The 13,228-nt window shown below is 72.3% G+C and carries 13 protein-coding genes; 7 read left to right on the top strand and 6 right to left on the bottom strand.

What is annotated here, in order from left to right:
• Positions 1–2 precede the first annotated feature (2 nt).
• Positions 3–593 (bottom strand): TetR/AcrR family transcriptional regulator, encoded by a 591-nt coding sequence (locus tag J2X68_RS36595; protein ID WP_310436925.1) that lies wholly within the window; start codon positions 591–593, stop codon positions 3–5.
• On the bottom strand, positions 590–2,107 hold the full coding sequence (locus tag J2X68_RS36590) for a 3-hydroxyacyl-CoA dehydrogenase (protein ID WP_310436924.1): 1,518 nt from the start codon (positions 2,105–2,107) through the stop codon (positions 590–592). Before J2X68_RS36590 ends, J2X68_RS36595 begins: the two co-directional genes overlap by 4 nt.
• A gap of 159 nt (positions 2,108–2,266) precedes the next feature.
• Here J2X68_RS36590 and paaN point away from each other — a divergent pair, with 159 nt between their 5' ends.
• Positions 2,267–3,985, top strand: a complete 1,719-nt coding sequence (gene paaN, locus J2X68_RS36585; protein ID WP_310436923.1) for a phenylacetic acid degradation protein PaaN — start codon at positions 2,267–2,269, stop codon at positions 3,983–3,985.
• A 50-nt stretch (positions 3,986–4,035) separates the two neighbouring features.
• Here paaN and J2X68_RS36580 read toward each other — a convergent pair whose 3' ends face one another.
• From J2X68_RS36580 to J2X68_RS36570, 3 genes are read right to left on the bottom strand one after another with little or no spacing between them, the layout of a single operon-like run.
• Entirely contained in the window at positions 4,036–4,812 is a 777-nt protein-coding gene (locus J2X68_RS36580; RefSeq protein WP_310436922.1) for a TrmH family RNA methyltransferase, read from the bottom strand.
• A complete protein-coding gene (locus J2X68_RS36575) occupies positions 4,809–6,023 on the bottom strand; it encodes an HTTM domain-containing protein (RefSeq protein ID WP_310436921.1) in 1,215 nt (404 codons plus the stop codon). The genes J2X68_RS36580 and J2X68_RS36575 overlap by 4 nt, the downstream gene beginning before the upstream one ends.
• A complete protein-coding gene (locus J2X68_RS36570) occupies positions 6,020–6,766 on the bottom strand; it encodes a DUF5819 family protein (protein WP_310436920.1) in 747 nt (248 codons plus the stop codon). The genes J2X68_RS36575 and J2X68_RS36570 overlap by 4 nt, the downstream gene beginning before the upstream one ends.
• Positions 6,767–7,476: 710 nt before the next feature.
• On the opposite strand from J2X68_RS36570, the gene paaA reads away from it, so the two are divergent.
• The 6 genes from paaA to J2X68_RS36540 all read left to right on the top strand — a co-directional run bounded on the left by paaA (position 7,477) and on the right by J2X68_RS36540 (position 12,581).
• The gene (gene paaA / locus J2X68_RS36565) at positions 7,477–8,490 is read left to right on the top strand and encodes a 1,2-phenylacetyl-CoA epoxidase subunit PaaA (RefSeq protein ID WP_310436919.1); all 1,014 of its coding nucleotides are present in this window, start codon (positions 7,477–7,479) and stop codon (positions 8,488–8,490) included.
• Positions 8,487–8,774 carry a 1,2-phenylacetyl-CoA epoxidase subunit PaaB gene (gene paaB / locus J2X68_RS36560; RefSeq protein ID WP_054242083.1) on the top strand — a complete coding sequence of 96 codons (288 nt, stop codon included), beginning with the start codon at positions 8,487–8,489 and terminating at the stop codon, positions 8,772–8,774. Before paaA ends, paaB begins: the two co-directional genes overlap by 4 nt.
• Positions 8,771–9,493, top strand: coding sequence for a 1,2-phenylacetyl-CoA epoxidase subunit PaaC (gene paaC, locus J2X68_RS36555; RefSeq protein WP_310436918.1), 723 nt, complete (start codon positions 8,771–8,773; stop codon positions 9,491–9,493). Before paaB ends, paaC begins: the two co-directional genes overlap by 4 nt.
• Positions 9,487–10,167: a 1,2-phenylacetyl-CoA epoxidase subunit PaaD gene (gene paaD, locus J2X68_RS36550; protein ID WP_310436917.1), complete on the top strand. Its 681-nt coding sequence runs from the start codon at positions 9,487–9,489 to the stop codon at positions 10,165–10,167. The genes paaC and paaD overlap by 7 nt, the downstream gene beginning before the upstream one ends.
• The gene (locus J2X68_RS36545) at positions 10,167–11,228 is read left to right on the top strand and encodes a 2Fe-2S iron-sulfur cluster-binding protein (protein ID WP_310436916.1); all 1,062 of its coding nucleotides are present in this window, start codon (positions 10,167–10,169) and stop codon (positions 11,226–11,228) included. The genes paaD and J2X68_RS36545 overlap by 1 nt, the downstream gene beginning before the upstream one ends.
• 207 nt (positions 11,229–11,435) lie before the next feature.
• The gene (locus tag J2X68_RS36540; protein ID WP_310436915.1) at positions 11,436–12,581 is read left to right on the top strand and encodes an acyl-CoA dehydrogenase family protein; all 1,146 of its coding nucleotides are present in this window, start codon (positions 11,436–11,438) and stop codon (positions 12,579–12,581) included.
• 64 nt (positions 12,582–12,645) lie between these two features.
• On the opposite strand, the gene J2X68_RS36535 is transcribed toward J2X68_RS36540, so the two are convergent.
• On the bottom strand, positions 12,646–12,975 hold the full coding sequence (locus J2X68_RS36535; protein WP_020130613.1) for a rhodanese-like domain-containing protein: 330 nt from the start codon (positions 12,973–12,975) through the stop codon (positions 12,646–12,648).
• Between the last annotated feature and the right edge of the window lie 253 nt (positions 12,976–13,228).

Here is a 13,228-nt window from a genome sequence, read left to right as displayed (position 1 = left end):
CCCTACGGGGCCGTGCGCAGCCCCTCGAAGACCAGCCGCACGACGGCGTCGGCGACCTCGCTCTCGACCATCCCCCGGCCGCCCGGCCGGTACCACTCGACGATCGAGTTGATCATCCCGAAGACCAGCCGGGTCGCGAGCCGCACCTCCATGTCACCGCGTATGTCCCCGTCGGCGGCCGCCGCCCTCAGCAGCTCGGCGACCCGGTGGTCGAAGTCGCGGCGTCGCTCCAGGGCCCACCGCTCGGTGTCGGTGTTGCCGCGCACGCGCAGCAGCAGGGTCACGTACGGCAGTTCGCCGATGAGCACCTCGACCATGCGCCGCACGACGTACTCCAGGCGCTCCGAGGCGTGCCCCGTGCGCGCGTGCTCCTCCTCGAGGATCCCGAAGAGGCCGTCCAGGGCCCGGCTGACGGCCCGCCGCAGCAGCTCCTCCTTGCCGGCGACATGGTGGTAGATCGACGACTTGGAGATGCCGGCCGCCTTGGAGAGGTGCTCCATGGAGGTGCCGTCGTAGCCGCGCTCGTTGAAGACCTGGACGGCGACGGAGAGCAGGGTCTCCGGGGTGTACGTGTCGCGCTTGGCGGTGGTCACGAGGCGCCCTCCCGCTTCTCGGCGGCGTAGGAGTGGCGGTACAGCGCGAGAGAGGGCGCGTACCGCCCGGAGGGGTCGCGCTCGTGCAGGTCGTCCAGCAGGGAGCAGGCCCAGGTGCGGCCCAGCCTGCGGCTCCATTCGAAGGGGCCGAGGGGGTAGTTCACGCCCAGGCGCATCGCGGTGTCGATGTCCTCCTCGGTGGCCACGCCCTTGGCCACGGCGTCGTGCGCGAGGTCGACGATCCGCGCGACCGTACGGGCGACGATCATGCCCGGGACGTCACCGATGACGCTGACGTCCTTGCCGAGCGCCTGGAACAGGCCGATCGCCTCGGACATCGTCTGCGAGGAGGTGTCCTGGGAGGCGGACAGGGCGATGCGGGTGGCCTTGCGGTAGTCCAGGGCGAGGTCGAAGTAGACGACGTCCCGGAACTCCACGGACGTCTGGCCGTCGGCGAGGGCGAGCTGGCCGTCGCCGGGCAGCACCAGGCGGGTGCCGTGGTCCTCCTCCTCCTCGCGGACCTGGATGCCCGCCTCGCGGATCAGCGCGAGCAGTTCGGAGGCGGGGCCCAGATTGCCCTCGGCGACGACGTACGCGGGCGGCTGGGCCTTCTCCGCGGTGTGCGGTTCGGCCGCCGCGGCGGCCCCGGCGGAGTAGTCGTACCAGCCCTGGCCGGTCTTGCGGCCGAGGCGGCCCGACTCGACCAGGCGCCGCTGGGCGAGCGAGGGGGTGAAGCGCACGTCCTGGAAGAAGGACCGCCACACGGAGTGCGTGACGGACTCGTTGACGTCCTGTCCGATCAGGTCGGTCAGCTCGAACGCGCCCATCTTGAAGCCGCCCGACTCGCGCAGGACCGCGTCGATGGTGGCCGGGTCGGCGCCCTGCGCCTCGAAGACGGCGAACGCCTCGGCGTAGAAGGGCCGCGCGATGCGGTTGACGATGAAGCCGGGGGTGTCGGCGCAGGCGACCGGCGTCTTGCCCCAGGCGCGGGCGGTCTCGTACGCGCGCGTGGCCGACGTGACGTCGGTGGCGTACCCGGAGACGACCTCGACCAGCGGCAGCAGCGGCGCCGGGTTGAAGAAGTGCAGCCCCACCAGGCGGCCCGGGTTGCGCAGGGCGCCCCCGACGGCGGTCACCGACAGGGATGAGGTGTTGGTGGCGAGCAGACAGTCCTCGCCGACCACGTCCTCCAGCTGCCGGAACAGCTCCTGCTTGGCCTCCAGGAGCTCCACGACGGCCTCGACGACCAGGGAGCAGTCGGCGAGGTCGGCGAGACTCTCCGCGGGCCGCAGACGGTCACGTGCCTCGTCCCGGTCGGTGGCGGCGAGGCGGTCCTTCTCGACGAGCCGGTCCAGACGCGCGCCGATGGCGGCGGCCGCCTCGCGGGCGCGGCCGGGCACGGCGTCGTACAGCCGCACGGGGTGGCCGGCGACGAGCGCGACCTGGGCGATGCCCTGGCCCATGGTGCCGGTGCCGACGACGGCCACGGGGCTGTTGAGGTCGAGTGCTGTCATGTGCGCGATCCTCCCGCACGGGGTTTTCCACAGATGCGGCAGGCCCCCTTGTCCCGACCGATCGTTCGGTTACTCTAACCCTGACCGGCTGTTCCTGCCCAGGTTTCCGCCAGGTCATGAGCTCGACGGAGAGTTCTCAAGACGAGGAGTTGGTCCCGCATGGCCGCCGCCGAACCGACCGCGCACGCTCTGATCGCCCAGCACCGGCCCACCCTCGATCAGGCCCTGGAAGCGATCCGTACCCGCGCGTACTGGTCCCCGCACCCGGAACACCCCAAGGCCTACGGGGAGAACGGCAGCCTCGACGCCGCGGCCGGCAAGGCCGCCTTCGACGCCGTCCTGCACACCCGCCTCGACCTCGGCCAGCCCGGCACCGACGACTGGGTGGGCGGCGAGATCTCGCCGTACGGCGTCGAACTCGGCGTGACCTACCCGCACGCGGACGTGGACACGCTGCTGCCCGCCATGCGCGCCGGGCAGGGCGCCTGGCGGGACGCGGGAGCGGAAGTGCGCGCGGTGGTCTGCCTGGAGATCCTCAAGCGGATCAGCGACCGGACGCACGAGTTCGCCCACGCGGTCATGCACACCTCCGGCCAGGCCTTCATGATGGCGTTCCAGGCGGGCGGCCCGCACGCGCAGGACCGCGGCCTGGAAGCCGTGGCGTACGCGTACGCCGAGCAGGTCCGCACGCCCGGCACGGCGGAGTGGAGCAAGCCCCAGGGCAAGCGCGACCCGCTCGCGATGACGAAGACCTTCACCCCGGTCCCGCGCGGTGTCGCCCTGCTCATCGGCTGCAACACCTTCCCGACGTGGAACGGCTATCCGGGCCTGTTCGCCTCCCTGGCCACCGGCAACGCGGTCCTGGTCAAGCCCCACCCGCGCGCGGTGCTGCCGCTCGCGCTGACCGTGGGCGTGGCCCGCGAGGTGCTCGCCGAGGCCGGATTCGACCCGAACCTGGTCGCGCTGGCCGCCGAGCGCCCCGGCGAGGGCATCGCCAAGACCCTGGCCACCCGCCCCGAGATCAGGATCGTCGACTACACCGGCTCGACCGCCTTCGGCGACTGGCTGGAGGCCAACGCCCGCCAGGCGCAGGTCTACACCGAGAAGGCCGGCGTCAACACGGTGATCGTGGAGTCCACGGCGAACTACAAGGGGATGCTCGCCAACCTGGCGTTCTCGCTCTCCCTGTACAGCGGCCAGATGTGCACCACTCCGCAGAACCTGCTGATCCCCCGCGACGGCATCCGCACCGACGAGGGCGCGAAGACCTTCGACGAGGTCGTCGCCGACCTCGCCCGATCGGTCGACGGCCTCCTCGGCGACGACGCGCGCGCGAACGCGCTGCTCGGCGCGATCGTCAACCCCGACGTCAAGGCCCGCCTGGAGGCCGCCGCGGGTCTCGGCGAGGTCGCGCTCGCCTCCCGCGAGGTGAGCAACCCGGAGTTCCCGGACGCGATCGTGCGCACCCCGGTGCTCGTCAAGCTCGACGGGGCGCGCAAGTACTGGGAGGGGACGGACGACGAGGCCGCCTACATGGGCGAGTGCTTCGGCCCGGTCTCCTTCGCCGTCGCCGTCGACTCCGCGGCCGACGCGGTCGCACTGCTGCGGCGCACGGTGCGCGAGAAGGGCGCGATGACGGTCGGCGCGTACACCACCGACGCGGAGATCGAGCGGGCGATCGAGGAGGTCTGCCTGGAGGAGGCCGCCCAGCTGTCCCTCAACCTCACTGGCGGGGTCTACGTCAACCAGACGGCCGCGTTCTCCGACTTCCACGGCTCGGGCGGCAACCCGGCGGCCAACGCGGCTCTCACCGACGGCGCGTTCGTCGCCAACCGCTTCCGGGTGGTGGAGGTCCGCAGGGACGCCGAGGACGCCTAGGACGCCTGGGACGCCTGGGACGTCCGGGGCCCGTCCGCCGGGCGGGCCCTCTAGGGGACGTGCGGTGCGCCCCCGGTGGCGCTCCAGTGGTACAGCGTCATGGCCACACTGGTCGCGAGGTTGTAGCTGGAGACCTGGGGGCGCATCGGCAGGGCGAGCAGATGGTCGGCACGCGCGCGCAGTTCGGCGGAGAGCCCGCTGCGCTCCGAGCCGAAGGCCAGAAGGGCGTCGTCCGGCAGCTCGACGCCCCGGAGGTCGTCACCCTCCGGGTCGAGGGCGAACACCGGGCCGGCCGGCAGTTCGTCGACGGCCAGCCGCTCCACGGCGGTCGCGAAGTGCAGCCCCGCCCCGCCGCGCACCACGGTCGGATGCCAGGGGTCGAGAGTGCCGGTGGTGACCACCCCGGTGGCCCCGAAACCGGCGGCCAGCCGGATCACCGCGCCCGCGTTGCCGAGGTTGCGCGGATTGTCCAGGACCACGACGGGAGTGGCGCGCGGCGCGTGCCCCAGCCGTTCCAGGTTGACCTCGCGGGAGGGCCGTACGGCCAGGGCGGCGACCGCCGTGGGATGCGGACGCGGCACCAGGGAGACGTACGTCGCCTCCGGGACCTCCGTCAGCAGCGCGTCCAGCGCGTCGCGCACGTCCGGGGCGAGTGCGTCGGCGAGGGCGAGCGTCGCCCGCCGGTCGGCGGTGACCGCCACCGGAATCTCGGCCCCGAAACGCACGGCGTGCTTGAGGGCGTGGAAGCCGTCGAGCAGGACGCAGGCCTCGGCGAGCCGCCGCCACCGGCCGATCGGATCGGAGCCGGCGGTCACGGGGTCGGTCATGCCGTGAAGCCTACGCGCGCGTGCTCGGGGTCCTCCTGGACCCGCGGCTCCGGTGCCGCCGCCGTACGGCCGACGTCGGGGAACAGCCGTCCCCGCGCGCGGGACGCCCATCCGCCCACCCGGTGCAGGAAGGTCGTCGGCAGGAAGACGGCGTCCGTCGCGATCATCGCCAGCGAGAAGAACGGCAGCCCGAGCACCACGGCGATCACCGCGTGCTCGGTCATCATCAGGGCCAGCAGGATGTTCTTGAGCCGCCGGTTGGCGAGCGTGAACGGGAAGGCGACCTGCACGACGACCGTGCCGTAGGTGGCCAGCAGGACCATCGTGCCGCTGCCGGCCAGCAGGTCGGCGAGCGCGGGCCAGGGCGAGAAGTAGTCCAGGTGCAGCGGGTAGTACGCGGCGGTGCCGTCCTGCCAGCGCGAGCCCTGGATCTTGTACCAGCCGGCCGTCGCGTAGATCAGACAGGCCTCGGCCATGATCACGACCAGGGCGCCGTTGTGCAGGATGTTGCCGATCACGTCGAGCAGGACCCGGGGCTCCGCCGACTTCGTGCGGCGGCCGACGGCCCACCACAGGCCCTGCGCCGCCCACGCCGCCCACAGCAGGGCCGGAATGGTCCAGGCGCTGTGGAAACGGCCCGTCACGGTCACCGTGACGAGGACGAGCCCGGCCACCGCCCACAGAGCGGGGCCCACCCGGTCCGTGACCCGCTCCCCACGCGCGCGTGCCTCCTGCGCGCGCTTCTCCCGCCGCGCGTCCAGCGACCACACCCGGCCGCACCGCAGGAACACGAGGTAGACCGACATCAGGTGCAGGACGTTGTCGCCGCCGTCGCCCATGAAGACGCTGCGGTTCTGGAGCGACAGCACCCCGACCATGAACAGCACCGACATCGCGCGGGTGCGCCAGCCGAGGAGCAGCAGCGCGGCGGAGAGCAGCGCGAGCAGGTACACCGCCTCGAACCAGCCCTGCCCGTCCGACCACATCAGCGTCGTGAACGCGCCGTTGGTGTCGATCAGCTGCCGGGCCAGCTCCCAGTCCCAGGGACCGTCGGGGCCGTACAGCTCCTGCCGGTGGGGGAACTCGCGCAGCAGGAACATCAGCCAGGTGAGGCTGAAGCCGATCCGGACCACGGCGCTCTGGTACGGCGCGAGCGCCGACCCGGTGACGCGGGCGATGACGGCGGACACCGTCAGGGAGAAGCGGTTCACCTCGTGCCTCCCTCGGGCTCGCCGTTCGGCACCGTCCACCAGGACAGCTTGCGGTACACCGGGCTCGTCGACACCTTCTCGGTGCTCCACTTCGGCGGGGTCACGTTGGTGGACTGCGAACGGACCTGGACCCGCTCGACGACACCGCCGTCACCGGCCGCGCCGCCGCGCTCCAGACGCAGCACGACGATGCGGCGCAGGTAGGTCTCGGAGAGGGCGCCGCGCAGGCCGACGGGGCGGTTGCCGTTGTCATGCGTGGCGGTGAAGAAGTCCCAGGCGCGGCGCAGCTCGTTCTGCTGGGTGTGGCTGGGCAGCGGATTGCCGTCGATGGCCCGCCCGTCCTGCGCGGACAGGTCGTACCAGCCGGTGGTGCGCGATCCGCCGTCCTCGGTGCGGATCTGGGCACGGACCTGGACGGCGATGTTCTGCTGAAGCGGGTTCGGCGCGAAGAGCTTCCAGTTCTGCTCGAACTCCGGGTATATCCAGTCGTCGATCGCCTCGCCGTGCGCCTTGCTGACCGTGTTCGACGGCGCGACGTGCAGGAAGACCATCCCGACGTGCACACAGACGGCCACCGCGACGACGGCCAGCGCCAGCGCGGCGCCGACCTGATAGCGCGGGGAGAGGGCGGCCACCCCGGTACGGGACTCCGGCCGCCGTGGCACGCCCACAGGCCCGGCGACGGGCTCGGCGACGGGCTCGGCGACCGGCTCGACGCCGGCTTCACCGACGGGATCGCCCACCGGATCACCGACACCGACGGGACGGACGGGACGGGTGGTACGGACGGGCTCGGCCCCTTGAGTGGCGTCCGAGCCGGCGGACTCTCGTCGAGATACGGAACCGGAGTCCGCAGGCTCGGCCCGGAAGCCGGGACCGGAGTCCGCAGGCTCGGCCCGGGAGGCAGGGGCGGAGTCCCCGGCAGCAGCGCCCCTGGAAGCGGGCCCGGAGCCCACGTCCTCGGCAGCGGAAGCGGGCTCGGAGTCCACGTCCTCGGCAGCGGAAGCGGGCCCGGAGTCCACCTCCTCGTTCCGGAAGCCAGGCTCAGGACTCGAGATCGCGGCTCGGGGGCGGGGAACGGTGTCCCGGGCGGGCGGCGACTGCGCCTCCGCCTCCCTCGACGTGTTCGGCCCCTGTGGAGAGCCGGACCCTCCGTCGTGCACGTCCATTCCGCCCCGTTCCCCGATGCCGGTCGTCCTCGTGCTGCGTCGCGCAATCGCGAACGGTACTCAGCCTCACCCGTTCGGCGCAGCCCCCTCCCCGTGACGCCCTGGCCGGGATGGGCCGGGGCAGGTTTTCCACAGGGGATGCCCGCAGGTTATCCACAGCGGTTGACACCTTACGACGGCCGTCCCACCATGGAATCGCACGGACCGAACGATCGGTCGGGAGAAGGCTCGGGCAGAGCCGAGGCCGAGGCACCGCGCCGAGGCCCAAGGTCAAGGGGGACCGCATGGCGACAGCAGCCGCGCACCAGACGGCCCGCACACAGCCGCACACCGGGCAGGACGGCGAAGTCGGCGCCGACGAGGCGTACGCGCGCGTCTTCGACGCCACCGTGGCCGCGGACGAACGCATCGAGCCACGCGACTGGATGCCCGACGCCTACCGCGCGACGCTGGTCCGCCAGATCGCCCAGCACGCCCACTCCGAGATCATCGGCATGCAGCCGGAGGCCAACTGGATCACCCGCGCGCCCTCCCTGCGCCGCAAGGCCATCCTGATGGCCAAGGTCCAGGACGAGGCGGGCCACGGACTCTATCTGTACAGCGCGGCCGAAACCCTCGGCGCCAGCCGCGAGGACCTGCTCGACAAGCTCCACTCCGGCCGCCAGAAGTACTCCTCGATCTTCAACTACCCCACGCTGACCTGGGCGGACGTCGGCGCGATCGGCTGGCTGGTGGACGGCGCGGCGATCACCAACCAGGTGCCGCTGTGCCGCTGCTCCTACGGCCCGTACGCACGCGCGATGGTCCGCGTCTGCAAGGAGGAGTCCTTCCACCAGCGCCAGGGGTACGAGCTCCTGCTGGCCCTCAGCCGAGGCACCCCGGAGCAGCACGCGATGGCGCAGGACGCGGTGGACCGCTGGTGGTGGCCGTCGCTGATGATGTTCGGCCCGCCCGACGACGAGTCCGCGCACTCCGCGCAGTCGATGGCCTGGAAGATCAAGCGCCACTCGAACGACGAACTGCGCCGGCGCTTCGTCGACATCTGCGTCCCCCAGGCGGCCTCGCTCGGCCTCACGCTCCCCGACCCGGACCTGAAGTGGAACGAGGAGCTGGGGCGCCACGACTTCGGAGCCATCGACTGGACCGAGTTCAAAGAGGTCCTCAAGGGCAACGGCCCGTGCAACGAACAGCGGATCACACAACGCAGGCGCGCACACGACGAGGGCGCGTGGGTACGAGACGCGGCCGCCGCCTACGCGGCCAAGCACAGCTCTGGGACGGAAGTGGAGCAGGCATGACGAACACCGACTGGCCCCTGTGGGAGGTCTTCGTGCGCTCCCGGCGCGGCCTCTCCCACACCCACGCCGGCAGCCTGCACGCGCCGGACGCCGAGTTCGCGCTGCGCAACGCGCGCGACCTCTACACCCGGCGGGGCGAGGGCGTCTCGATCTGGGTCGTGCCGTCCTCCGCGATCACGGCCTCCTCGCCGGACGAGAAGGACCCGTTCTTCGAACCGAGCGCCGACAAGCCGTACCGGCATCCCACGTTCTACGAGATCCCGGAAGGGGTGAAGCACCTGTGACCACGACGACGCACACCCACACCGCCGCCCTCGCCCTCGGCGACGACGCCCTGGTGCTCTCGCACCGCCTGGGGGAGTGGATGGGCCACGCGCCCGTGCTCGAGGAGGAGGTCGCCCTCGCGAACATCGCCCTCGACCTGCTGGGCCAGGCGCGGATCCTGCTGTCCATGGCGGGCGACGAGGACGAGTTGGCCTACCTGCGCGAGGAACGCGCCTTCCGCAACCTTCAGTTGGTCGAGCAGCCCAACGGCGACTTCGCCCACACCATCGCCCGCCAGCTGTACTTCTCCACCTACCAGCACCTGCTGTACGCGCGGCTGGCGGCCGTGGAGGGCCCGTTCGCGGGACTGGCGGCGAAGGCCGTCAAGGAGGTCGCCTACCACCGCGACCACGCCGAGCAGTGGACACTGCGGCTCGGCGACGGCACCGAGGAGAGCCACGAGCGGATGCAGCGGGCCTGCACGGCGCTGTGGCGGTTCACCGGGGAGATGTTCCGCCCGGTGGACGGCCTCGACCTGGACGGGGCGGAGCTGGACGCGGTCTGGCTGGAGTCGGTGCGGAGCGTGCTGGGGCGGGGCGGGCTGGCCGTGCCCGAGGGGTCGCGCACCGGAGCCTGGAGCGCCGGCGCGGGCCGCGAGGGCCTGCACACCGAGTCCTTCGGCCGGATGCTCGCCGAGATGCAGCATCTGCACCGCAGTCACCCGGGTGCGTCATGGTGACGCTCACCCCGCTGGAGGCGGAACTCCTGGAGGTCGCCGGCGCGGTGCCCGACCCCGAACTGCCCGTGCTCACCCTCCGCGAACTCGGCGTCCTGCGCGCGGTGCACGTACGCGACGCGGACTCCGTCGACGTCGAGCTGACCCCCACCTACACCGGCTGCCCGGCGGTGGAGGCGATGTCCCTGGACATCGAACGGGCGCTGCACGCACACGGAGTCCGGGAGGTCACCGTGCGCACGGTGCTGTCGCCCGCCTGGTCGACCGACGACATCTCCGCCGAAGGGCGCCGCAAACTGCAGGAGTTCGGCATCGCGCCGCCCCGCGTGCGCACGGCAGCCGAACCGGTCGGCATCACCCTGGGCCCCACCCGAACCCTCGCCACGGCCCCCACGGCCCCCGCCACAGCCACCGCCACGACGACCGGGAAGACGCCCGGACCAGGCGCCCACGCGGACTCGGGCGCGGGCACGGACGTGGACGTGGACATGGACACGCGTCCAGGAACGGACCCGGGCGCCGCCGCGGGCGGGGGCGGGACCCTGGAGCCGATCCGCTGCCCGCACTGCGGCTCCGCCGACACCGAGCTGCTCAGCCGCTTCTCCTCCACCGCCTGCAAGGCGCTGCGGCGCTGCCTCGCCTGCCGTGAACCCTTCGACCACTTCAAGGAGTTGTGATGGCCCGCTTCCACCCGCTCCAGGTGGCCGCGGTGGACCACCTCACCGACGACTCCGTCACCCTCACCCTCGCGGTCCCCGAGGCGCTGCGCGAGGAGTACCGGCACTTGCCGGGCCAGCATCTCGCCCTGCGCCGCGTGGTCGACGGGACCGAGGTCAGGCGGACGTACTCGATCTGCTCTCCCGCACCCGATCCCGACAGCGCGGGGCCCGGAACGCTGCGGGTGGGCGTGCGGCTGGTCGAGGGCGGGGCCTTCTCGACGTACGCGCTGAAGGAGATCGCCGTCGGCGACGAGCTGGACGTGATGACGCCCGCCGGCCGGTTCACCCTCACCCCCGCGCCCGGCCGGTACGCGGCGATCGTCGGCGGCAGCGGGATCACTCCGGTGCTGTCGATCGTCTCCACGCTGCTGGCCCGGGAGCCGGCGGCGAGCTTCTGTCTCATCCGCAGTGACCGGACGGCCGCGTCGACGATGTTCCTGGAGGAAGTCGCCGACCTCAAGGACAGGTACCCGGAGCGGTTCCAGCTGGTCACCGTGCTCTCCCGCGAGGAGCAGCAGGCCGGGCTGCCGTCCGGTCGGCTCGACCGGGAACGGCTGACCGGGCTGCTGCCGTCACTGCTGCCGGTGGCGCAGGTGGCGGGATGGTTCCTGTGCGGGCCGTTCGGCCTCGTCCAGGGCGCGGAGCAGGCCCTGCGGGAGATCGGGGTCGCGCGGTCCCGGATCCACGAGGAGATCTTCCACGTGGAGGTCACGGCGCCCGCGGCGCGCGTGGCGGCGCCCGCCCACAGCACCGTGACCGCCCGGCTCGACGGCCGGGGCGGCAGCTGGCCCGTGCGGGACGGGGAGTCGGTCCTGGAGACGGTTCTGCGCAACCGGCCGGACGCGCCCTACGCCTGCAAGGGCGGGGTGTGCGGGACCTGCCGGGCCTTCCTGGTCTCCGGCGAGGTGCGCATGGACCGCAACTTCGCGCTGGAGCCGGAGGAGACGGACTCCGGCTATGTGCTGGCCTGCCAGTCGCATCCGCTGACGGAGACGGTGGAGGTGGACTTCGACCGCTGACGGGACGCGGCGAGGGGCCGGGAGCCGGCTGGAGGCCGCTGAGGGGCCGGCGAGGGGCGGCAACGGACGACGACCGACCGGCCGTTGCTCCTCCCCGTTCCTCCTCCCCTCCCACGGCTGTTCCCTCGGACCGACCGTTCCCTTCTTCTAGAACCTGTTCTATCTTGACGCTCCGTCAGATCAGCTGACCCGTCGGGAGGACAGGCCGTGGACTTCACCTTCACCGAGGAGCAGCAGGCAGCGGCGGAGGCGGCGCGAGGGGTGTTCGCCGGGGTCGCCCCCGACGGGGTGCCGAGCCCCGCGCTCACCAGGGGCGCCGTGGCCGACGACTTCGACCGCGCCCTGTGGGCCAGGCTCGCCTCCGCGGACCTGCTGAGCCTGCTGCTGGACGAGGAGTCCGGCGGCGCGGGCCTCGACGCCATCGCGCTCTGTCTGGTGCTGCGCGAGGCGTCGAAGGTGCTGGCGCGGGTGCCGCTGCTGGAGAGCAGCGCGGCCGCGGCCGCCCTGCAGGCCTTCGGCGGAACGGAGTTGAAGTCGTCCCTGCCCGCCCGGGCCGGCCGGGGCGAGATCGTCCTCACCGTCGCCGCCAACGGCCGCACCGGCCACGACCCGGCCGAACTCGCCGTGACCGCACGGCGGAACGACACGGCCGACGCCGGTGAGTGGGTGCTGGACGGGGTGCAGACGATGGTGCCCTGGGCGTACGACGCCGATGTCGTCGTCGTACCGGCCCGCACCGGGGACGGCCGGAGCGTCCTCGCCGTCGTCGCACGCGATCATGAGGGAGTCGCCCTCGCGGAGCAGATCTCCACCACCGGCGAGCGGCTCGGCGAACTGCGACTCGAATCGGCGAGGATCGCCGACCGGGACGTCGTCACCGCCGACGGCGCCTGGGAATGGCTGCGCGCCCTGCTGACCACGGGGACCTGCGCGCAGGCGCTCGGTCTCGGCGAGCGCGTACTGGCGATGACCGGCGAGTACGCCGGCAAGCGAGAGCAGTTCGGACACCCCATCGCCACGTTCCAGGCCGTCGCCGTGCAGGCCGCCGACCGCTACATCGACCTGCGCGCGATGGAGGTCACGCTGTGGCAGGCCGCGTGGCGGATCGCCTCCGGGGCGCCGGGTGCGCTGCCGGCCTCCGGGGATGTCGCCGTGGCCAAGATCTGGGCCGCGGAAGGCGTGCGGCGGGTCGTGCAGACCGCGCAGCATCTGCACGGAGGCTTCGGCGCCGACGTCGACTACCCGCTGCACCGCTATCACGCCTGGGCCAAGCATTTGGAACTGTCGCTCGGCCCGGCCGCGGCACACGAGGAAGCCCTGGGCGACCTGCTCGCCGCCCACCTCCTCGGCTGACCCCCGCCCCCGGCCCGCGGAACCCGCCGAACCCGCCGACCGGAGGCCCTGTGAACGGGACCCCCTACAGCACGGAGCCCGGGTTGCCCTCGTCCGTGACGACCGGGCGGCCCGCGGCGGCCCAGATCTGCATGCCGCCGTCGACGTTCACGGCGTCGATGCCCTGCTGGACGAGGTACATCGTGACCTGGGCCGAGCGACCGCCGGAGCGGCAGATCACATGGACCCGCCCGTCCTGCGGAGCCGCCTCGGTCAGCTCGCCGTAGCGGGCGACGAACTCGCTGATGGGAATGTGCAGTGCCCCTTCGGCGTGACCCGCCTGCCACTCGTCGTCCTCGCGGACGTCCAGCAGGAAGTCGTCGTCCTTGAGGTCGCCGACCTCGACCGTGGGCACACCAGCTCCGAAACTCATGCGCCCGACGCTACCCGACCGGGCCGACGGCCCGACCGGTCCGAGGTCAGCAAGATGATCCGAGGGAAACGGCCTAGCTGTTCTGTCTCGGGAGGTTGTGGATGGGTGAGCCAGGTCTCGGCTGAGGGATCTTGAACAGATGAGGGCCTTCCGGTTCGGTGTGGATTGCGACGTCGACACCTGACCGAAAGGCCCTCGTGCCCCACCGTAATGCACCCCTGACCGAGACCGGCCG

The sequence above is a fragment of the Streptomyces sp. 3330 genome, from assembly GCF_031456635.1.
Classification (GTDB): domain Bacteria; phylum Actinomycetota; class Actinomycetes; order Streptomycetales; family Streptomycetaceae; genus Streptomyces.
Note: the sequence above shows the minus strand (reverse complement) of the source record. Positions and strands in the feature narration are given on the sequence as shown.